17 protein-coding genes are annotated in these 20,211 nt (G+C 66.9%); 9 read left to right on the forward strand and 8 right to left on the reverse strand.

Features of this window, described 5'->3' with window-relative positions:
- Window positions 1-53: 53 nt before the first annotated feature.
- From ABTZ59_RS20870 to ABTZ59_RS20880, 3 genes are all read right to left on the reverse strand, one after another.
- Window positions 54-815, reverse strand: a complete 762-nt coding sequence (locus ABTZ59_RS20870; RefSeq protein WP_351406572.1) for a hypothetical protein — start codon at window positions 813-815, stop codon at window positions 54-56.
- Between the two features lie 69 nt (window positions 816-884).
- Window positions 885-1,760: a hypothetical protein gene (locus ABTZ59_RS20875; protein WP_351406577.1), complete on the reverse strand. Its 876-nt coding sequence runs from the start codon at window positions 1,758-1,760 to the stop codon at window positions 885-887.
- A 420-nt stretch (window positions 1,761-2,180) separates the two neighbouring features.
- On the reverse strand, window positions 2,181-3,611 hold the full coding sequence (locus ABTZ59_RS20880; protein ID WP_351406584.1) for a lamin tail domain-containing protein: 1,431 nt from the start codon (window positions 3,609-3,611) through the stop codon (window positions 2,181-2,183).
- A 793-nt stretch (window positions 3,612-4,404) separates the two neighbouring features.
- On the opposite strand from ABTZ59_RS20880, the gene ABTZ59_RS20885 reads away from it, so the two are divergent.
- From ABTZ59_RS20885 to ABTZ59_RS20900, 4 genes are all read left to right on the forward strand, one after another.
- Window positions 4,405-4,635 carry a hypothetical protein gene (locus ABTZ59_RS20885; protein ID WP_351406591.1) on the forward strand — a complete coding sequence of 77 codons (231 nt, stop codon included), beginning with the start codon at window positions 4,405-4,407 and terminating at the stop codon, window positions 4,633-4,635.
- A gap of 443 nt (window positions 4,636-5,078) precedes the next feature.
- Window positions 5,079-5,234 carry a hypothetical protein gene (locus ABTZ59_RS20890; protein WP_351406597.1) on the forward strand — a complete coding sequence of 52 codons (156 nt, stop codon included), beginning with the start codon at window positions 5,079-5,081 and terminating at the stop codon, window positions 5,232-5,234.
- A gap of 80 nt (window positions 5,235-5,314) precedes the next feature.
- Window positions 5,315-6,211, forward strand: coding sequence for a PucR family transcriptional regulator (locus tag ABTZ59_RS20895; protein WP_351406603.1), 897 nt, complete (start codon window positions 5,315-5,317; stop codon window positions 6,209-6,211).
- Between the two features lie 476 nt (window positions 6,212-6,687).
- Window positions 6,688-7,845: an MFS transporter gene (locus ABTZ59_RS20900; protein ID WP_351406612.1), complete on the forward strand. Its 1,158-nt coding sequence runs from the start codon at window positions 6,688-6,690 to the stop codon at window positions 7,843-7,845.
- 213 nt (window positions 7,846-8,058) lie between these two features.
- On the opposite strand, the gene ABTZ59_RS20905 is transcribed toward ABTZ59_RS20900, so the two are convergent.
- Window positions 8,059-8,346, reverse strand: coding sequence for a hypothetical protein (locus tag ABTZ59_RS20905; protein WP_351406616.1), 288 nt, complete (start codon window positions 8,344-8,346; stop codon window positions 8,059-8,061).
- A gap of 306 nt (window positions 8,347-8,652) precedes the next feature.
- On the opposite strand from ABTZ59_RS20905, the gene ABTZ59_RS20910 reads away from it, so the two are divergent.
- Window positions 8,653-8,946 carry a LuxR C-terminal-related transcriptional regulator gene (locus ABTZ59_RS20910; RefSeq protein ID WP_351406626.1) on the forward strand — a complete coding sequence of 98 codons (294 nt, stop codon included), beginning with the start codon at window positions 8,653-8,655 and terminating at the stop codon, window positions 8,944-8,946.
- Window positions 8,947-9,059: 113 nt separating this feature from the next.
- On the opposite strand, the gene ispG is transcribed toward ABTZ59_RS20910, so the two are convergent.
- The 3 genes from ispG to ispH all read right to left on the reverse strand — a co-directional run bounded on the left by ispG (window position 9,060) and on the right by ispH (window position 13,253).
- Complete coding sequence (gene ispG / locus ABTZ59_RS20915; protein WP_503003272.1) at window positions 9,060-10,202, reverse strand: flavodoxin-dependent (E)-4-hydroxy-3-methylbut-2-enyl-diphosphate synthase; 1,143 nt, start codon at window positions 10,200-10,202, stop codon at window positions 9,060-9,062.
- Window positions 10,199-12,022, reverse strand: coding sequence for a 1-deoxy-D-xylulose-5-phosphate synthase (locus ABTZ59_RS20920; protein ID WP_351406645.1), 1,824 nt, complete (start codon window positions 12,020-12,022; stop codon window positions 10,199-10,201). The genes ispG and ABTZ59_RS20920 overlap by 4 nt, the downstream gene beginning before the upstream one ends.
- Before the next feature lie 280 nt (window positions 12,023-12,302).
- The gene (ispH, locus tag ABTZ59_RS20925; protein WP_351406666.1) at window positions 12,303-13,253 is read right to left on the reverse strand and encodes a 4-hydroxy-3-methylbut-2-enyl diphosphate reductase; all 951 of its coding nucleotides are present in this window, start codon (window positions 13,251-13,253) and stop codon (window positions 12,303-12,305) included.
- 492 nt (window positions 13,254-13,745) lie between these two features.
- Here ispH and ABTZ59_RS20930 point away from each other — a divergent pair, with 492 nt between their 5' ends.
- Window positions 13,746-14,648 carry a methyltransferase domain-containing protein gene (locus ABTZ59_RS20930; RefSeq protein WP_351406797.1) on the forward strand — a complete coding sequence of 301 codons (903 nt, stop codon included), beginning with the start codon at window positions 13,746-13,748 and terminating at the stop codon, window positions 14,646-14,648.
- A gap of 316 nt (window positions 14,649-14,964) precedes the next feature.
- On the forward strand, window positions 14,965-15,789 hold the full coding sequence (locus ABTZ59_RS20935) for a methyltransferase domain-containing protein (protein WP_351406673.1): 825 nt from the start codon (window positions 14,965-14,967) through the stop codon (window positions 15,787-15,789).
- Window positions 15,790-16,121: 332 nt separating this feature from the next.
- On the opposite strand, the gene ABTZ59_RS20940 is transcribed toward ABTZ59_RS20935, so the two are convergent.
- A complete protein-coding gene (locus tag ABTZ59_RS20940; protein WP_351406698.1) occupies window positions 16,122-17,411 on the reverse strand; it encodes a cytochrome P450 in 1,290 nt (429 codons plus the stop codon).
- A gap of 724 nt (window positions 17,412-18,135) precedes the next feature.
- Here ABTZ59_RS20940 and ABTZ59_RS20945 point away from each other — a divergent pair.
- Window positions 18,136-19,290 (forward strand): cytochrome P450, encoded by a 1,155-nt coding sequence (locus ABTZ59_RS20945; RefSeq protein ID WP_351406718.1) that lies wholly within the window; start codon window positions 18,136-18,138, stop codon window positions 19,288-19,290.
- Between the two features lie 10 nt (window positions 19,291-19,300).
- Entirely contained in the window at window positions 19,301-20,197 is an 897-nt protein-coding gene (locus tag ABTZ59_RS20950) for a UbiA family prenyltransferase (protein WP_351406726.1), read from the forward strand.
- Window positions 20,198-20,211: the final 14 nt, after the last annotated feature.

The raw sequence follows: 20,211 nt of genomic DNA on the forward strand, positions 1-20,211 counted from the left end.
AACCTTTCCCGCCTTTGCCTGTCCGAAGCGCCGTGGAGACGGAGCCGGCGCGGTCACGCGGTGGTGGCCTGTGGCGTCGTGTCCTGTCCTTGCGTGTCCTGTCCGGGGACGGTGTGGCGGGTGGCGTGCCAGGCGGACCTGCGCAGATGACGTTCGGGGTCGCGGATGCCCGCGATCTCGCCCAGGCCAATGATGTACGGTCGCAGATTGCGCTGGAGTTCGCGCAGGGACTGCCGGAACTCCGCGTCGTCGGGCCAGGCCGACTCGTCCTCGTCGGGGTGGGCCTCCTCGAAAGCGCGCAGCCGTGGATGCCAGGTGGCCAGGAAGGGCGCGAGCTCGAAGTTGAGGATGTCCAGGATCAGTTCGTGGACGGAGTTGCCGTCCATGGGGGGCGGTGGAGCACTGCCGGACTCCAGGGGTTCGCGGTACATGTCGAACAGCGTCTTGAGGGATGTGAGGGCCTCGCGCAGATTGCCGCTCCCGTCGTCCAGGGGACGGGTGGCCACACGTGTCGCGGCCTGGAAGAACATGCGTAGCGCCGCCTGACGCATGTCCGTGTTCGCCTTGAACGTCATTTCGCTGCCGGGGAGGACGAGCCGCACTTCGGTCAACTGGACCGACCTGCGGTAGACATCGGAGCCGAGCACCAAGGCGACGCCTACCACACCGCCCACCACGACAGAGAGTAGCTGGCCTCCCGTCTGGCTGATGGCGTACGCGGCGACACCGATGACGGCACCCACCACCGCGGCCAGCACCGCCCGCCCCGCTGTGCGTAACGCAGCACCGATGGCCCACCCCCGACGCACCGTCACCTCGTATGTCCCTTCCCCGGATGCCGCGTCGCACGGACACTCTTCCGTGCAAGTGAGGAACCTACCGGCTCAGGTGCTCCGGCGCAGTCGTCCCAGCCCACGGCTGGCCAGGGCCGCGATCTCCTGGGGGGAGTGGGCACCGGCCAGCCGCTCGTTCTCCTCGTCGGTCAGGCCGTTGCTCAGGCCCGCCCACGCTGGAGCGTTCGTGAGCTCCCGAAGCCGCTCCAGGCTGTTGAGGAAGCGAGGATCAGGCGGGGTGGCGTCCATGCGATGGGGTACTTCCGGAGCGCCGCTGAGGCCGAGTGACTTCGCGATCTCGGCGGTGACTCCACCGTAGCCCGCCGCCAAGTAGACGGGAAGTCTCGCTTCCAGGGCCAGCAGCGCCTCTTCCACGAGTCCGGGCAGGGCTCCGAGGAACCCTCCTCGCTTTCCGCCGAGCAGCAGGTGCGCGTCCGCGTGGCGCATGAGGTAGCGACGCATGCCGGTGAGTGCGCGGTGCCTGATCTCGGGGTCGGAATCGGGCATGGGGTCCTCGACCCGGCCGGCGGCGGGGTCGACCGGCTCGCCGCTGACGCTCAGGCAGACGATCTCGCCGTAGCGTCCGAACTGTTCGCGCTGGCGGTCGATGTCGGACAGTGGCAGTTTGCGGTGCTCGGTCCAGGCAAGGCAGTTGAGCAACGGGCGGGACGAGGGCGCGTACGTCCGCATCTGCTCGATCAGGAAGGCCGTGTATCCGCCCTGCCGCAGGTTCCCTCCGTACGCCAGCTTGCCGCCCGCCGTCACGACGAGCTGCGCGAGTTCACCGAGGACCGTGCGGAACTGAGTTTCGGCCAGGCCCAGTTGGTCCAGGTCTGCACTGGTGGCGACCGAGATACCGATCCGCATCCCCATCAGGGCATCGGTCGGCAGCGCGTCGGACATGTACGTCCCTCCGTTCTCGCGCATTCGGTCCCTTCCCAAGGCGACGAACTGCTGCGGGGGCATGGACTCGAAGGTGAGCCGCCCGCTCAACGACGCTACGTCGCACAGTCGCGGCCTCGGTCGGCCGGACCGGGGCACCGGCGTGCGGGACGCTGAACCGGCCGGCCGTGGGCGGGGTCGCGGCCGTCTGCGCGTAACTTTTCAGTTCCGCCGTGAGCGTTTCCGCTTCCGGCGGGTGGAAACTCATCCGGGTCGTCGACTCGTCGACGTACCGGCGCGAGGATGTGCTCCGGTGCTGCCGGAGAGCGTACGACAGGTAGTCGTCCACCAGCAGGTTCACGCCACGGAAGACGTCCTGCTCCGACCAGCCGTCCTCTCCACATGCGTACAGCCACGTCGGCTGTGTCTCCCAGGGCGACGGCCCGGGAGACACAGCCGGGACGGTCAGCAGGTGACGGTGCCCCTGCGCAGGGCGTGGCCGCCGTCGTTGGAGTCGTCGGCCCAGTAGACGGGCTTGGAGCCGCCCACACATTCATCGGCGCCCGCGAGGGAGAAGCCCTCGTTGTTGTAATTGGGCATGCCGCTGGGACGGTTGTAGACGGCGACGGTGGCGAAGGCACCGGTCGTGTCGATCTTCAGGGTGCGGTGCTGGCCGTCGCAGGTGTCGTCACAGACCGCCCACAGGCGCGAAGCCTGAGGTTCCCACTGCAACTCCATCACGCTGGACATGCCGCTGCTGAACGCAGCGACCCGGGTGTACGAGCCTGAGTCGGCGAGGACATAGCCGTAGATCATGCCGGTGCCCTCGACGCCGACGAGGAACACCCCGCCGCTGTGGGCGCCGTAGCGGGCCGGGTCGTAGGCCGCGCCGGTCGAGGCGTCCTTGAATCCGGCACCGGTCAGCGTGGCGTCGGGAATCCAGGTGATCCCTTCGAAGCCGAGGTTGGAGCCGGTCGCGGGCAGGTCGGAGGTGAGGTTCCATTCCTTGGAGGCGGTCAGCGACGCGCCGGCTCCGCCGACGTCGTACTTCAGTACCGACAGGCGGCTGGTGCCGGAGGCGTCACCGTTGCGCTCGCTGGCGACGAACGCCCCGCCGGCCGAGCCGGCGCCGGTGAGGGTGACGCCTTCGCTGTCGGGGCTGCCGGAGCCGCCGGGAAAGCGCAGAGTCTTGCCGGAGGACCAGCCGCCGGTCGTGTCCGGCTTCCAGCTGCCGGAGCCGTCACGCACCAGGCGCCACAACTTGCCGCTGTTCTGCGCCCCCCACAGCACGCCGCCCTCCTGGTAGAGGCCGCTGAGGTCCTGGCCGAACACGTTGGAGCCGTCCGCGGTCGCCACTGGGCTGCCACCGGGCCATGCCGCCGGGGTCGTCGGGCCGCCTCCGCCGCCGGTGCCACAGGCGTTCGGGCCGCCGAGAGTCACGGTCGCCGCCTGCATGAAGTCGCCGGTGCCGTCGGGGCAGCGCGACCAGGACGGGGCGGAGTGCTTGCTCCAGGAGAAGCTGTCGGCCAGGGTCTTGCCGTCCGCGAGGTAGAGGCGGGCCTGGTCGTCGGAGCCCAGGCCGAACGCGCCGCTGACGTCGAACGCCCGGTATCCGCCCGGTGCGAGCGTGGTGCCGGAGGCGATCTTGTAGGTGTGGTCCTTGTCGCTGTCCCTGAGGATCCAGCCCGAGACGTCTATCGTGGCGGTGCCCTTGTTGAACAGCTCGATCGAGTCGTTGACGTCGCCCGTGGTCACCACCTCGTTGATGCGCACGTCGTCAGCCGCGGCCGCGTGCGCCGCCGGTACGCCGGTCAGGGCGCTCGCGGCCAGCAGCGGCGCGGCGACGAGGAAGCGGGCGGGAACACGACGCCGACGGCGGGCGGTCGATGCGGTCATGGATTTCCGTCCTGACGTTGTCATGGGCAAGGCGGCCTGACAGTTCCGGCTCAGACCGAACAGGACTCCGCCGCCCAGGGGGACGACTCGCGAACGGCCGGCGAAATTCCGTTCCGGGCCTCTCCGCGCCCCCAGCCTCGGCGCCCCGGACGGGTCATGACCCGTGCGTGCGGGCTGAGTTGTCGTAGCGAACTGGCCTCGCGCTTTCTCGAAGTGGGCGGCCCGAAGCTTGCACGAGAACGCGGGAAGTACTTCCGCCCCGCAACGATACGACGTGCCGAGGGTTCTGTTGATTGCGGGGAAAGAAGCACTTCCCAGCCGAACCGATCTGATCGCAGATGCCCTGCGCCCGCTCCGCGCCCTCGCGAACCCCGGCTGATCAGCGCCTCTCAGCCCTGCGAACAGCCGCTCCCCGGTCATGGGCGCCCGCACGGCCCGGCGCCGCCAACCGATGAATTTCCGCCTGACCCGGGCCTGCCGCCGGGGACAGAAGGGTGGGGCCCTGCTGGAGCGGGTAGTGCGCATTTCCTCGTCCAGCGGGGTCACTGCCGACGTCTCGGTGACTGCCGACGTCTCGGTGACTGCCGACGTCTCGGTCACTGCCGAGGTCTCGTGAGCCTTGCCGCCGCCGTCGCTTCCATGGTGGTGGCGAGATTCTGTATTCCGGGATCGGCGAAGCGGGGTGCCGGAACGGCAAGAGGGATCGTTCGACGGATCGGTTCGACGAGGGCGCCGCCGAGGGACACGGCGAGCGAGTACCGCACCGCACCCAGAACGTCTTATGGACCAGGCCATGGACACCACCAACTGGGGCGACGGCGCGTTGCTGAAGTTCTACGAAGCCGTCAAGGACGCCTTGGACCCGAACGGGCATCATCGCCCCCGGCAATCCGGCGTATGGCAAGGTCATCCCGCACTGCCGCGCGCACCGTATTGCCCGTATCCGCCAATTCGGCGACCGATTCGCGCCCGCTTTGGATTGATGCACCCAACAGGAAAACGCTTACCCAGTCCAACCAGGTGAATTCGGGATGGGGAATTACATGACACTCAAACCGCCCAAGCCGGGGATAGGCTTGATCGAAGACAACCGGATCTCAATCAGGTCGGACATCTGCCGGTGCCGTCAAGCTCGCATCGCATCGTTGACACGAACGGGGGACGTCACTCAGACTGAAATCCGGTACCGCCACTGGATCTCTGGATAACTCTGGATTCCGAGTTACGTGAAACACGGGAGCGGCGCGTCGGCGACCTGCGGTGATGCTGGGTGATCACGGGATTTTGTTTTAGCCTCCATGCGCCGAGATCTTCCTGTACGGCGAAGTGGAGCCGGAGGAGAAAAGGTGCGATGGCGCATATGCGACATGTTCAACACATTAACGATGTTCAACACGTTGATGAGCGTTCGGTGATTCAATTCGCGCACGACATGTACTTCACTCGCGCGGCCGGAGGAGAATCGCGATGACCGTAAAGGTCACCTCGTCTACCGGGCTCCGAGCCTTCCTGCCGCCGAGGGTGGCGCGATCCACGGCATTGTCCTTCATTCAGCAGCAGGCTTCCATGTCGGAGCCGACCCTGGCCCGGGTCTTCCGTTACCACCTGGACTTCATGGTCTGAGTGGTATCCACGGAAAGTGTCAGGTGCGGGCTTGTGGGGCAACCGCACCATTCGGAAGAACGAGGAAGGAAATATCCGAAATGACGGGCAGGACGCTATCTCCGGTCGAGGCGCTCCGCTCGACTCCGGAGGAGGACAGGGTCGCCGAGTTCAGGGCGAAGGTGCGGGCAGCAGGGCACGAGCCGGACGAGTTGGTTGAGCTGCTGACCCAGGCGGCCGCAGGTGATCCGAGGCTGGCCGCCATCGTGCGTGCCGGGGGTGGCCTGCTGAAGGACTTCCTCGACGGATACCAGCAGAAGACCACCGCGGATGTTTCGCGTGATCTGGCAGGCGACCTCGCCGACGGTCATCCGCTGCCCGCGGACGTGCTCGAAAGGCTTACTCCTCGATATCTGATCGCCGTGGTGAGGCTTGCGACGCCCAGCCACGAGGTGGACAAGTTACGCGCGGTGGCGGGAGAGGGCATGCTGCTGACGCACCGGGACGGCAACGTCGTTCTCTTCATTCCGGCAGCAGGCCCAGGCAGCGGCGAACGCTCGGTGACGAGGCTGACGCAGTGTCTTGGCGGCAGGGGTTGGCTCGCGACCGCGGAACGGGACAGAGCACGTCTCGTCGACGGGTTCAACGAGGCGTCCTACGTGCTGAGGCTGGTGGTGGCGGGCCTCCGCCCCAGCGGTGCCTACACGATCTCGGACGTGTTGGTCGAGTACGCGGTCACGCTGAACGAGAAGGTGAGGACCGACCTGGCTGCCGTGATCAGGCCGCTTCAGGCGCACAAGGTCCTGTTGGAGACGTTGGCCGCCTTCGTCGACTCCGACTACAGCAGGAACAAGGCGGCTCGCAGCCTGTTCATCCACCGCAGCACGCTGGACTACCGCCTGAGGCGGATCGGAGAGGTCACCGGATGTGACCCGACCAGTGGCAGGGGCGCGCAGATGCTGACGGCGGCGATGATCGCCGAGGCCCTCCAGGGATGACCAGGTGTGCGCCGTTCACCGTGCGGGACGGCGCGTAGCCCACCGCACGTCGCTGCTTCCACAGCGGCAGCGGACCTGCGGCGGCCCGGACGACGTTCACGACTTGGGCGGGTTCGCGTGCGTGCGGAGGTACCTCGGCGAGTCGCCAGGACTCCGGCGTGTCAGCGAGTCGGCGGCGCGACCGCGACGCCCACGCCGCCTGGTGGTGCGGCCCGAGTGACGCCGTCCAACTGGCGAGCCTGCCGCTTGTGCCCGACAAGAGGCGTTTGCGAAGCCGGTGCGACTGGTAGCCGATTTCCATCAGTCCTCGGGTAGTTCTCCGCGAATCGCGGAAAATCGGAGCTGACGCACGATGAACCCCGCGCGGGCGCCTAGCATTCGTTCGCCCGAGCGGAGAAACTCAAGTGCTGAATGGACTGGTTCGATTGAGTGGATCTACCAGATGGGTTGTGCTCGTCGGCTCGTTCATGGCCTACATGTTCGACGCACTGGAAATCCTGTTGCTGTCGTTCACTCTGCCCGTGATCCGCGCCGATCTGGGACTCACGACAACACAGGGCGGCCTGCTCGCCACGGCGACGTTGCTCGGGATCGGGGTGAGCAGTCTGAGTGTCGGCTGGCTTGCCGACAACTACGGCCGCAAACGGGCGTTGATGGTTTCGCTCGCGGTGTTCGGCGTGTTCACCGCGGCGATCTTCGTGGTTCAAAGTTTCACGGTGTTCCTGGTGCTGCGTTTCGTGGCGGGTCTGGGACTCGGAGGGGTCTGGGCAGTGGTGTCGACCTACGTGGTCGAGACGTGGCCGGCTGCGCAACGGGGTCGTGCGGTCGCGTTCGTGCTCAGCTCGTTCCCGATCGGCGGAGTGGTTGCCGCGGTGCTGTCGGGTGCGTTGCTGCCGGACTGGCGCCTGCTGTTCTTCCTCGGCGGGGTGGGCGTGGTGATCCCGCTGATCGTCGTCGGACTGTTCTTCCGCGAGTCGGCCGAGTGGGCTGAGCAGAAGACCACGCCGGTGAAACTGACGGAGATCTTCGCTCCGGAACTGCGCAAGAACACTTTGCTCGGTGCGACTGTGGCGGCGCTCGCGATGTTCGGGGCGTGGGGCGCGTCCACGTGGCTGCCGACTTACTTGCAGACCGACAAGGGCATCCCGGCCGCGACGGTCGCGGTGTTCATGACGGTGCTCAATCTCGGGATGTTCCTCGGCTACAACGTCTTCGGGCTGATCGCCGACCGGATCGGCCACAAGTACGCACTGATGCTGTCACTGGCCGGTGTGGCGGGGACCTTGCCGCTGTACGTGGTCGCCGCCGACCGCACGACGTTGCTGTGGCTGGGGCCGATGTTCGCCTTCTTCGCCGCTTACGCGGGCGTCTTCGGTGTGTACATGGGTGAGTTGTTCCCGACCAGAATGCGAACCACCGGTGCCGGGTTCTGCTACAACACCGGGCGTGGTGTGTCCGCCTTCGCTCCGCTCACCTTGGGTGTGTTGGCTGTCAACGCGGGGTTCGGTGCCGGTCTGCTGGTGTGCGCGCTCTTCATGGCGTGCGCGGCGATCACCATGATCTTCCTGCCCGACCTGCGCCGCGCGGCCCAACCGCGCGAGATTCAGCGGCACGCGGTTGACAGCCGGCCGTGAGCCCAGCCTGAGGCCGGTGGCGAAACCGGCCTTCGTCGATCTGTCGAACGCCGGCGTCGCGCATGTACGACATCGGCGTCGCGCACGTACGACCAGCACTGACGCCTCGTCGGTCAAGTGTTCCAACCGGCTTCTTGTCCACCGTGTCGTCCGGGTGGGGGGCGCCCCGCGCGGAACAGCCGAGCCGCCACTTCTTGTGGCGGCTCCGGCATCTCACTTCCGGTCCACCGGATCGTTGTCACCCGTCCGCCACAGGTAGCTGCGCACCGAGAGCGACGCGGCGCGCATCGCCGCGCGGATGTCATCGAGGTCTTCGCCGGCGAGCGCCGAACGCGCCGGGGTGAGCGTGGGCAGTATCAGCCTCGCCGCTTCCAACAGGCACAGCATCGCGTCCAACTGCGCGCTGGCGGGTAGTCTGCTCAGGTCCTCGTACAGGGTCTGAATCAGGGCTTCCGGTTCTTCCGGCGCTGCGGTCCTGGTATCGCTCGCGATGTTCGTCACGGCCGTTCCTCGAAGCTGCTCACCTGTGGACACAGGGCTGGGTCTCCTCCCCGGGGTGGGATGCGCGGCAACTGATGATCTTCATGTCGCGGCTCGTCGGCCAAGACCATTCCCCGGCATACGGCAATACGAACAAGGTCGGAGTTCCGCAAAATTTGGAGAGTATTCCGAGGTGGGCGGAAATTGACGGGCTGTGACGGCACAACAGTGACAAAGAGTGAGCGGCCCACCTAGGATTTTATTCCAGTACTTCTCGCTCCGCATTTCTCCGGTTGCGGTCCTCGCCCAGCCGGCCCCACGGAATGGATGGGTGCGTTGGACAACGATCAGAACGGCTGTGAAGTGTCCCAGCCGGTCGATGACTGGGTTCTCAGCTCGCTCCAGGCCAGGATCCTGGAGGGTGTCGCGGCCGGCTCCTCCAGCGGGCGACTTTCGAGAGAGTTGCACCTCAGCTCGAAGACCATCGACTATCACGTCCGCGTCATGTCCGACAAGCTGAAGGCGCCGAATCGTGTCTCGTTGGTTTCGAGGGCGTTCGTCCTCCAGATTCTGCGAACGGATTCGTGGCCCCCGCGCATTGGGTGTGAGACTGGGGACTGACCCTCGGGGGCAGGTCAAATCCGGGCGGAGGGAGACGAGTTCCGTTCCCCGTGAAGCTCGTCGGGTCCGTCATGGAAGACCTCTCCTCTCGTCCTCGGACCGGTCGCGGCGAGTCACGCCTCGACGTCCACGCCCATCTCCCCGGCGATGCGTACGGCCTCGGCCAGGAGGGTCTCCACGATCTGGGATTCCGGGACCGTACGGATCACCTCGCCCTTGACGAAGATCTGGCCCTTGCCATTGCCGGCGGCGACACCGATGTCGGCCTCGCGTGCCTCGCCGGGCCCGTTGACGACACAGCCCATCACCGCCACCCGCAACGGCACCGGAAACCCCTCAAGTGCCGCGGTGACCCGCTCGGCGAGGGTGTGCACATCGACCTGAGCCCGGCCGCAGGACGGGCACGACACGATGTCCAGTCCCCGTGGCCGCAGCCCGAGCGACTCCAGGATCTGCGCACCGACCTTGACCTCCTCGACCGGTGGTGCGGAGAGCGAGACCCGGATGGTGTCACCGATGCCCTCCGCGAGCAGCGCGCCGAACGCGACCGCGGACTTGACAGTGCCCTGGAACCGGGGGCCGGCCTCAGTCACGCCGAGGTGTAGCGGGTAGTCGCACCGGGCGGCGAGCTTGCGGTACGCCTCGATCATCACCACCGGATCGTGGTGCTTCACCGAGATCTTCAGGTCGGTGTAGCCGTGCTCCTCGAACAACGAGCACTCCCACAACGCCGACTCCACCAGCGCCTCCGGGCAGACGCCGCCGTGCTTCCGCAGCAGCCGCTTGTCCAGCGACCCGGCGTTCACGCCGATCCGGATCGGGATGCCCGCGTCCTTGGCCGCACGGGCGATCGCGCCGACCTGGTCGTCGAACTGGCGGATGTTGCCGGGGTTGACCCGTACCGCGGCGCAGCCGGCGTCGATCGCGGCGAACACGTACTTTGGCTGGAAGTGGATGTCAGCGATCACCGGGATGCCCGACTTGCGGGCGATCGCCGGCAGCGCGGACGCGTCGTCCGCCGTCGGCACGGCGACCCGCACGATCTCGCAGCCCGCCGCGGTGAGTTCGGCGATCTGCCGCAGCGTGGCGTCGATGTCGGCGGTGGACGTGGTGGTCATCGACTGTACGGACACCGGTGCGACGCCGCCGACCGGCACCGTGCCCACCATGACCTGGCGGGAGGTCCGCCGCGTGGCCACCGAGAGCGGGACCTCGTCCTTGCGTGGCAAGGGCATTCCTAGATCGACGGTCGTCAATGTTCCTCCCTTGAGTGAACCGGCCAGGTGCCGGGATCGTCGATGCCCGCCGGCCCGGGTGCGGCGTCGAGGCCGGTCAGCAGATCCGCCACGGCCTTGGTGATGTTCCGCGCGGTCAGCCCGCAGGCGGCGAGCACCTCGGCCCTGGAGCCGTGGCTGAGAAACCGCCTCGGGATGCCGAACTCGCGCAGCGGGGTGTGCACGTCGGCGTCCCGTAGCGCCTGCGCGATCGCGGAACCGACACCACCCGCACGGCTGTTGTCCTCGACCGTGATCGCGAGCCGGTGGCGGCGGGCCAGGTCGCCCAGCGCGGGGTTGACCGGGGTCACCCACCTCGGGTCCACCACCGTCACCCCGATGCCCCGCGCCCGCACACCTTCGGCGACCGTGAGCGCGAGCCCGGCGGGCGCGCCCACCGCGATGATCAGCACGTCCAGCGAGCCGGAACGGAGCAGCACGTCGATCCCGTTGAACGTGGCGAGGGCGGGCAGGTCCTCACCGGCGGGGCCCTTGGGGAACCGCAGCAGGGTCGGGCCCTCGTCCCACGCGACCGCCTCGGCCAGCAACTCGGCCAGCCGGGCGCCGTCCCGCGGTGCCGCGATCCGCAGGCCGGGCACGACCTGGAGCACCGAGAGGTCCCACATGCCGTTGTGGCTCGGCCCGTCGTCCCCGGTGACCCCGGAGCGGTCGAGCACGAAGGTGACCGGGCGGCGATGCAGCGCCACGTCCATCAGGAGTTGGTCGAGCGCGCGGTTGACGAACGTCGAGTAGATGGCCACCACCGGGTGCACCCCGCCCATGGACAGCCCGGCGGCCATGGTGACCGCGTGCTGCTCCGCGATGCCGACGTCGATCACCCGGTCCGGGAACTTCCGTTGCAGCGGCAGCAGACCGGTCGGCTCGGTCATCGCGGCCGTGATCGCCACGAGGTCGTCGCGCTGCCCGGCCAGTTCGACCAGCTTCTCGCCGAACACCGACGTGAATGACGGGGGCGACACCTTCAGCGCCTGCCCGGTGTGCGGGTTCATCGGTTTGACGGCGTGGCCGAGGTCGAGGTCATTGGTCTCGGTATGACGGTATCCCTTGCCCTTGGCGGTGATCACATGCACCACCACCGGCCCGCCCAGTGCGACCGCGTGGCGCAGGGAGTCCTGGACGGCGGAGAGGTCGTGACCGTCGACGGGGCCGAGGTAACCGAGCCCGAGTTGTTCGAACACGCCCGGCCGGCGCCCGGCGCGCAGGTCGGCCAGGTGCGCGGCCAGCCCGCCGACGGTCGGCGCGTAGGAGCGTTGGTTGTCGTTGAGCACGATGACGAGTGGCCGTTCCGGCCCGCCCGCGATGTTGTTGAGCGCCTCCCAGGCCATGCCGCCGGTCATCGCTCCGTCGCCGATGATCGCGACGGTCGCCCGGCCGCGTCGGCCGAGGTGGGCATCCGCCCTGGCCAGCCCGTCCGCGTAGGACAGCGCGGTGGACGCGTGCGAGTTCTCCACCAGGTCGTGCTCGGACTCCTCCCGGCTCGGGTAGCCGGAGATGCCGCCCGACTTGCGCAGCCGGTCGAACCCGGCCTGGCGGCCCGTCAGGATCTTGTGCACATAGGACTGGTGCCCGGTGTCCCACAGCAACCGGTCCCGCGGGGAGTCGAATACCGTGTGCAACGCGATGGTCAGCTCGACCACACCCAAATTGGGCCCGAGGTGTCCCCCGGTCGCGGAGACCCGCTCGATCAGGAACGCGCGGATCTCCCCGGCGAGGTCGCGGAGCTCATCGGCGGTCAGCTCGCGCAGCCGCGCCGGGTCGCGCACGGTTTCCAGCATCGCCATGTCGAACAGTGCTCCTCACCGGGTGTGGCGGGCGGACGTGGCCGCTCTCTCGGTCAGTTCGGGCCGGCTGCCCGGCGCGGTGCCGGTCCGGCCGACGGCCTCGTGCGCCGGCCGACGCCTGGAGGGACCCTCATGGCAGGTGGCGGTGGCTGGTCGGACAGGTCGCAACGACGGCCGACGCGGCTCACCGCCGACGCGCCGTTGCCATCGGAGTTGTTGCCTGTGCCATGGGAGTTCTTGCCTGCGCCATCAGCGACGGGGGTCGCCCGGTCCTGATCGGTCACGGCACGTCCGCCACTCCGGTCAGCCGCGTGGGCGGGGAGAACACGATGTCCTCGGTCGCCACCCGTTCCACGGACGTGTCCGCGTACCCCAGTTCGGCGAGCCGGTCGAGCAGCTGGTCGACGAGGATCTCCGGCGCGCTCGCCCCGGCGCTCACGCCGACCGTGCTCGCGCCGGCCAGCCACGTGGGGTCGAAGTGGGTCACGTCCGGCACCAGTTCGGCCCTGGCACCGAGCCTGCGAGCCACCTCGACCATCCGGATCGAGTTGCTGGAGTTGGTCGAACCGACCACCAGCACCAGGTCGCACCGGTCCACGATGGCCCTGATGCCGTCCTGGCGGTTCTGGCTGGCGTAACAGATGTCGTCGGTGGCGGGCCCGCGCAGGTCGGTGAACCTGCGCTGGAGCACGGAGATGATGTCCCTGGTCTCGTCCACCGAGAGCGTGGTCTGAGTGAGGTAGGCGACCGGTGCGTCGGAGGGGAGGTCCAGTGCCTCCGCGTCGGCGACCGTCTCGACGATGACCGTCTGGTCGGGGGCGTGCCCGAAGGTGCCTTCGACCTCCTCGTGGTCCGCGTGCCCCACCAGCAGCAACGTCCGCCCGTCGCGGGCGAACCGGCGGGCCTCCTGGTGCACCTTGGCCACCAGGGGGCAGGTCGCGTCGAGCACGTCCAGCCCGCGTGCTTCCGCGTTCTGCCTGACCTGCGGGGAGACACCGTGCGCGGAGAAGACACATACCGCGCCCTCCGGCACCTCCTGCTCGGAGTCGACGAACCGGACACCCCGGCGCTCGAACTCGCGCACCACGTAGTGGTTGTGGACGATCTCCTTGCGGACGTAGATCGGCGCGCCGTGCTGTTCCAGCGCGAGGTCGATGATGGCTATCGCTCGGCGTACACCGGCACACAAACTCCGCGGCTCGGCCAGCAGGACCTGCTTACCGCCACTCATTCCCACTCCGTTCCGTGCCATGACGTCCGCGTCGGAACGCCTGGCTTGCGTTGCCGAACAGGGCATCCACGCCGGTCGGTAGAAACCGAAGTCCATCCCAGGAAGTCTTGTCTGCCGGGGGTGCCGGCTTAATAGCCGGACTCGAATACGGCCTCGGTGCCGTCAGCGGCTACCATTCCGCAGGATAGTCCAATCCACGCCTTACACCGTCTTCTTTGGGGTTTTTCCCAAAGTCGAAGATGCTCACGCCGCGTCGTTGACACGGCCGAGGTCGTCCTCCAGGATGAATCCAATAGCTGCCACTCAATTTCAGGGCGCCTCAAGATTCCGGATCATGAGGGTGGCCCTGTATTTCGAACGAGGCACTGCTACCGCAACAACCTCGGATCACGGCTGGTACAAGCGTCCAGCCTGGCCCACTGGTGCGGCAAACCACAGGCCATTCGTCAACGTCGTCGACATCCGAGCTCTGGAGGAGTGACCGTGTCAAATATGGATGGACTTTCGAGTTCAACTCAAACAGCGCTGGAGTCTCAGGATGAGGTAAGAATAGTTGGCCAATACTACGACGACAAAACGGCTAGGCTTGTTCGTAAATACGGGCCTGGACCCAGGATTCACTATCATGTAGGTCACTACGCCTCCTCCGAAGCGCCACGGAATGCTGTCGATGCGACGCCGGACGCCATTCGCCGCAGCATACGGCTTCATCAAGAGGGGTTGCTGCGGTATGCGGCCAAGATCTGGGGCGCTGAACACCGGCTGTCGGGGAGAATCCTGGATGTCGGCTGCGGTCTTGGCGGGGGCTCACTCTTCTGGGCACAGGAGTACGGCGCCGACGTCACGGCGGTCACCAACGCGCCGGAGCATGCGCCGATAGTCGAAGGGTTCGCGCGGGAATGCGGTGTGGGCGGGCGGGTCCGAACGGTGGTCTGTGATGCGATGCATCTCCCTCTGGACGGCCCCTACGACGCGGCAGTGGCGATCGAGAGCAGCGGATACTTCAACCGTCCCCAGTGGTTCGAGCGTCTGGCGCGCGTGCTTCGTCCGGGCGGGAGCGTCTGCATCGAGGAAGTGTTCCTTACGCGCCCTCACGGAGCCGATGTGTGGGCCGAATACTTCTACACAAAACCGGCTACGGTGCTCGACTACGCGGAAGCCGCGAAGTCCGCGGGTTTTGAATTGGTCGATCAAGTCGACGCTACGTCAGAAACCTTGCCCTTCTGGGAGGAGAGTGCCGCCTGGACGAAGGCGGTACTGGACAGTGACAGCAGCCTTTCAGCGGTTGACCGCAGGCAGCTGCGGATATCTCTGATGGCGAACCAGGCGCTTGGCGCTGAATGGCAAGCGGGGGGCCTACAGCTGGGTTTCCTGCGCTTCGAGCGGCAGCACTGACGTATTCAACAGCCCCGCGCGGTCAGTTGGTCATGCTCAACACGACGAACCTCCTCGTGTCGGCGGATTCTCGGGGTCCTCGCAACACTCGATGGCTTACGTGGTCGTCAGTGGATCAGGCAGGCGCTCGGCTGGGGTTGCCCAGCCGAGCGCAGCGGGTTTCGGCCCGTCTTTCGACAGGACCGCCGGATTCCACGGCGGTCGACCCGCAGGACCTGCGGCGGCGTACCAACACGATCATTCGCGGGCTCACCGCCCCGGCACGGCCGAACCGCCGCCGACTTCCCGCCACCTTCACAACGATACGGAGTTCCCCATGACGCAGTTTCCCGCTCCCGGCGACGTCGCCGAGATGTATGACGGGATCGGTCAGATCTACGGTTCCGCGTGGGGCCCCAACAAACACTACGGTTACTGGGAGAACGACGCCGACGACAGCTCCATCGAGGAGGCCACTGACCGCCTGACCGACCTGATGATCTCAGGTATCGCCGCGAAGGCCGGCCAGCGGGTCCTGGACATCGGCTGCGGCATCGGCCATCCGGCGCTGCGGCTCGTACGCGCTTGTGACGTGAACGTGGTGGGCATCTCCGTCAGCCACGTGCAAGTGGCGCGGGCCACGGAACTCGCGGCCGAGACCGGGCTCGCCGACCGGGCCACGTTCCAGTTCACCGACGCGATGGACATGCCCTTCCCCGACGGCTCGTTTGACGCGGCCTGGGCATTCGAGTCGATGTGGCACATGCCCGACCGCGGTCAGGTGCTCTCCGAGACCGCCCGCGTCCTGCGCCCCGGAGGCCGCCTCGCCGTCGCCGATGTCATCGAGCGCGGCCCGGTCAGCCCTGAGGGACGCAAGGTCCTGGACCATATCTGCGAGAACTACGCGGTGCGCTCCCTGGGCACTGTGGACGAATACCGGACGGCGTTGGCCGCCAACGGTTTCATCGACGTGGAGATCCGTGACATCAGCGACAACGTCTCCCGCACCCTCGCGCGCATGGCCGACGCTGTGGACACCGTCCGCGACAAGCTGGTCGATCTGGTCGGCGAGGAACAGGCCACCTCGCTCATCGACTTCATGCGTTTGTCCGCGATCACTCCGGAGAGCGGCTACCTCTTCCTGACCGCGGTCCGCGCCTGACCGCGGACGCCGCCCCCGGTTTCCAGCCCGGCCTGCGCCACCTTCTGGCGCAGGCCGGGCAAACCGGCGCGACGCACGTGAATCCCGACCAGTGGACCTTCGACAAGCCGCCACACCGCCGTCGACAGCGACGCCGCGGTGCGGCGCGGATGGCCACCGCCTGGACGTCCGCCGTCAGGCGCGTGATCAAGCCGAAACGGCCCGCCTGTGGAATTGACGAGCCGTCACGAAACGTCCAGGCCGGCCGGCATGTTGACCTGGGAAACCCAGGACCCTGACCTTCCACGCCGTGAGTCAGGTGAGTCAAGTGAGTCAGGTGTGTTCTGCGGGGCTCAACGTATCGTGGGGATCTCCCGACGCCCCTCCGGATGCTCGTCCCCGCTGTAGCACACCCGCAACTCGGTCAACGCCCGAAGCGGAAACACCGGCCGGTGATGTGGCGGCGACCCCGGTGCCAGAGTCAGCCCTGGCATCCTGGTGGCGATGGCCTGTATCGCGATCTCCAGTTGCAGGCGGGCGAATCCGGCCCCGAGGCAGAAATGGATGCCGTGCCCGAACGCGAGATGCGTGGCAGACCCACTGCCCGGACTGAACCCGGCCGGACATCCGGGGGAGCGGCTGTCCCAGCCGGCCGCTCCGTACAGCAGAAGCAGTCGGCTCCCCGCGGCCATATGGACGTTGCCGACCACCACGTCACGGACCGCGGTCCGGTACATGCCCGCCAGCGGACTGTCGAACCGCAACCCCTCCTCGACAAGCTCCCGTGCGGCGATCGTCCCGTCGACCACCTCGGCCCAGCCGCCGGGTGACTGAAGCTGCTGGAAGAGGATGGTGCCAAGCGCCTCGGCACAGGTCATGTGTCCCGCGAAGATCAGTGTGGGGATCTGGACAGAAGCCTCGTCGGCGGTGAGCGTCTGGCCCGCCTTGCCGTCGTGGAGCAGTTCACTGATCAGGTCGTCCTGCGGTGAGGCGAGCCGCTCCCGCACGAGTGATCGCGCGAACGCTCCGAAGTCCATCAGCCCGCGGGCGCATTCACGCAGCCGGTCAGGATCGGTGTGGCGCTGAAGCATCATGAGTTCGATGCGTTGCTCGGACCACATGCGGCAGCGGTCGAGGTACTCGTCCGGGATCCCAAGGCGTCGGCAGATCACCTCAAGGGAGTACGGAACCGCGAACGCCGTGATGAAGTCGAACTCCGGCGCGACGGCAGCCCGCTCGACGAGGTCGTCGGCGATCGCACGGATCGTGGGTTCGAACGCTCTGACCCTGGCCGGCGTGAACCCGATGTTGAGTATTTCCCTGATCCTGGCGTGCTCGGGAGGATCGAGAGAGCCGACCGCCAGAGCGCCGGCACCGCGCCATGTGCGGAGCATCCGACTCACATCCTCGGGCAACGCGACCGCGGGGCGGGGGTTGTGGTCGCGCGCCGAGAAGTTCCGGTCGTCTCGTAGCACGGCGACCATGTCCTCGCGCCGGGTGACGCACCACGCGTTGAGCAAAGGGGCGTAGAACACCGGCTCTGTCTCTCCGATGTCGGCCAGAAATGAATACGGGTCGTCGCGATGTGCGCCATACGGGTCGAACGACCTGCCTTCATGTAATTGCCCGGAATCAACTGACATAGCTGTTCCGCCTCTCAAGCTTTCAGTGAGCCATTCCCATTGATGATCAGTGACGTTGTGTGACCCTGCTCGCCCCGCCGGGGCCGGGACAGGACTGCGTCGAGCACGTCCTGCCCGCGCGTGCCCGCGTTCCGGATGACCTGCGGAGAAACTGAAGTCCTTCCCGGGAGGCCTTGTCTGCCACCCGGCGCCGGGCTTAATGGCCGGCTTCGAATACGGCCTGGATGCCGCCCAGTGGCCACCATTCCGCAGGATAGTCCAATCCAGGCCTTACGCCGTCCTCTTTGGGGTTTTTCCTAAAGTCGAAGATGCTCACACCGCGTCGTTGACACGACCTCAGTGGTCGTTACAGGATGGCGGTCGGAACGGTTCAGCAAATTCCGTTGCATCACTCCAGGTTCGGTTCGCCGAGGTTTCATCGCACGGCGAGGTGGGGCAGGGGCTGAGAAGATAATTTACGCAACATATCCAGCGCAGTGATTTTCAGTGGTGCAATTCGCGAACCCCATGCGCGTAGGTTCTGACCAGGAATTGGGAAGACGAGGATGGCGCAGTCCACCGTACTGCCCGTTATGCGGCAGCGGGCTTCCGCGGCCGAGAGCCCTGCCTTCCTCGTTCCTCGACGGACACCGGGGCGACGAGCTCCCGTACGTCGTGATCGTCTTCGACAAGGTGGTCCGAACCTCGATTCCGGCGGAGGTCGTCAGTGAGTACCCCAGCTCAATTGCCCTTCGAGCAGCCGAATGTGCTGCAACTCGCGCCAGGGCTGCGCACGCTCCAATCCCAGGGCGCGGTCCATCGGGTTCGTACTGTCGAGGGCGACGAGGCCTGGCTGGTCACCGGGCATGCCTGGGTGAGGCAGTTGCTCGACGACGACCGGCTCGGCCGCTCGAATCCCGATCCGGGCGCCGCGGCGAAGGACAGCGGGTCGGCGCTTCTCGCCGGCCTGCTGGGCGGCTTCGCCACCGACCATGCTCGGTTGCGCGCGCTGCTGGAGCCGCACTTCTCACCCGAGCGGATGCTGGCGCTGCGGCCCTACGTCGAGAAACTGACCGGGCAACTCCTGGACGGTTTGGCCGGGCAGAAGCCACCGGTGGACCTGCTCCAAGCGTTGGCGCTGTCGTTGCCGATTCAGGTGATGTGCGAGTGGTTGGGCGTGCCCCAGGAGGACAAGGACCAGTTCGGCAGCTGGACCCAGGACGCCGCCAACGTCGGGGACCCGGTCAGGTCCAAGCGGGGGCTGGGCGAACTGTTCGCCTATTGCAGGCAACTTGTCGCTGACAAACGGCGAGATCCGGGCGATGACGTGATCTCCAGGATCTGCGCGACCGAGGGGATCACCGACAACGAAGTCATCGGCCTGACGGCGTTGTTGCTGTTCGGTGGTTATGAGACCACGGTGGCCCGGATCGGTACCTGCGTGTCGCTGTTGTTGGCGAACCCCGAGCAGTGGCAGGCGTTGCTGCACGACCCGAGCCTCATACCCGGCGCCGTTGAGGAAACCCTGCGGATGTCGATGCCGAACCCGCACACCGGCGGCATGCCCCGTTACGCGCTGACGGACTTCGAGATCGACGGGGTCACCATCCGGACCGGCGACTTCGTGCTGCTGAACATCATCGCGGCCAACCACGACGAGACGGCCTTCGCCGATCCCGGCCGGGTCGATGTCACGCGCGACACCACGGGCAGTCTCATGTTCGGGCACGGTGCGCACCACTGCGTCGGCGCGATGCTGGCCCGGATGCAGCTGCGGGTGGTGCTCACCCAACTCGTCGCACGATTCCCGACCATGCGTCTGGCTGTCGGTGTGGAGGAGCTGAGGCTGCACCACAACACGCTGATCGGCGGGTTGATCCAGCTTCCGGTGACATGGTGATTGGATCCTGATGCTGCACAAGATATCCACGGGCGTCGTCACGAAGAGCCCGGATTCATTCCGCGCGTATCTCCTCTTGATGCGACTGGACAGGCCCACGGGGTACGTGCTCTATCTGCTTCCAGGGCTGTGGGCCGCCCTCCTCGCCTCCGATCGACGACCGGATCTGCTGGCGGTGGTGGTCGTCGCTGTCGCCGCGGTGCTGGTGCGCGGCGCGGCCTGCGCGGTCAACGACGTGGTCGACAGGGACATCGACGCCCGAGTGGCCCGCACCGTGTCGCGTCCTGTCGCGTCGGGGACGATCAGCGTCCGGAACGCACTCCTGTTCGCCGCCGCACAGGGCCTGGCCGCACTGCTGGTCCTGGCGGTAGCGAACGCGGCGGCAGCCCTGGTCGTCGGGCTCTCGTACCCGCTGATCGTCGCGTACCCCTATATGAAGCGCGTCTTCTTCTGGCCCTCGGCGTTCCTCGCGTTGGTGATGAGCGTCTACGTGCTGATCGGCTGGACGGCGGTGACCGGGAGCGCCGACTATCCGCTCGCGGTGTACGGCCTGTACGCCGGCGGGGCCTTCTGGACCCTGATCCACGACGCGATCTACTCCCATCAGGACAAGGAGTACGACCGGAAGATCGGCGTCAGGTCGTCCGCCCTGCTGTTCGGCAAGGCCACCAAGGCATGGCTGACGGTGTTCGTCGTGCTCAGCGTCGGCGGCGTGCTGTGGGCCGGTTCCCGGACGCCGATGGGGTGGGCGTTCTACCTGATCGTCGTGCTCGCGGGAGTCTTTCTGTCCTCTCTGGTCGTACGGGTGGACCTGGATGATCCGAAATCGTGCTGGGACACCTTCGTCGCCAACACCTACTTCGGTTGGATCATTCTCGCGGCCGTGGTCGCCGGGCAGTTCACATGAAAAATGAGCTACGG

The sequence above is a fragment of the Streptomyces sp. NPDC094034 genome, assembly GCF_040303865.1.
Taxonomy (GTDB): Bacteria; Actinomycetota; Actinomycetes; order Streptomycetales; family Streptomycetaceae; genus Streptomyces.

Excerpts from the sequence above, each read along its gene's own strand:
- ABTZ59_RS20875 (WP_351406577.1), bottom strand. The coding sequence starts at position 1,760 with ATGCGCGAGAACGGAGGGACGTACATGTCCGACGCGCTGCCGACCGAT.
- ABTZ59_RS20880 (WP_351406584.1), bottom strand. The coding sequence starts at position 3,611 with ATGACCGCATCGACCGCCCGCCGTCGGCGTCGTGTTCCCGCCCGCTTC.
- ABTZ59_RS20885 (WP_351406591.1), top strand. The coding sequence starts at position 4,405 with ATGGACACCACCAACTGGGGCGACGGCGCGTTGCTGAAGTTCTACGAA.
- ABTZ59_RS20890 (WP_351406597.1), top strand. The coding sequence starts at position 5,079 with ATGACCGTAAAGGTCACCTCGTCTACCGGGCTCCGAGCCTTCCTGCCG.
- ABTZ59_RS20895 (WP_351406603.1), top strand. The coding sequence starts at position 5,315 with ATGACGGGCAGGACGCTATCTCCGGTCGAGGCGCTCCGCTCGACTCCG.
- ABTZ59_RS20900 (WP_351406612.1), top strand. The coding sequence starts at position 6,688 with ATGTTCGACGCACTGGAAATCCTGTTGCTGTCGTTCACTCTGCCCGTG.
- ABTZ59_RS20910 (WP_351406626.1), top strand. The coding sequence starts at position 8,653 with ATGGGTGCGTTGGACAACGATCAGAACGGCTGTGAAGTGTCCCAGCCG.
- ABTZ59_RS20920 (WP_351406645.1), bottom strand. The coding sequence starts at position 12,022 with ATGGCGATGCTGGAAACCGTGCGCGACCCGGCGCGGCTGCGCGAGCTG.
- ispH (WP_351406666.1), bottom strand. The coding sequence starts at position 13,253 with ATGAGTGGCGGTAAGCAGGTCCTGCTGGCCGAGCCGCGGAGTTTGTGT.
- ABTZ59_RS20930 (WP_351406797.1), top strand. The coding sequence starts at position 13,746 with ATGGATGGACTTTCGAGTTCAACTCAAACAGCGCTGGAGTCTCAGGAT.
- ABTZ59_RS20935 (WP_351406673.1), top strand. The coding sequence starts at position 14,965 with ATGACGCAGTTTCCCGCTCCCGGCGACGTCGCCGAGATGTATGACGGG.
- ABTZ59_RS20940 (WP_351406698.1), bottom strand. The coding sequence starts at position 17,411 with ATGTCAGTTGATTCCGGGCAATTACATGAAGGCAGGTCGTTCGACCCG.
- ABTZ59_RS20950 (WP_351406726.1), top strand. The coding sequence starts at position 19,301 with ATGCTGCACAAGATATCCACGGGCGTCGTCACGAAGAGCCCGGATTCA.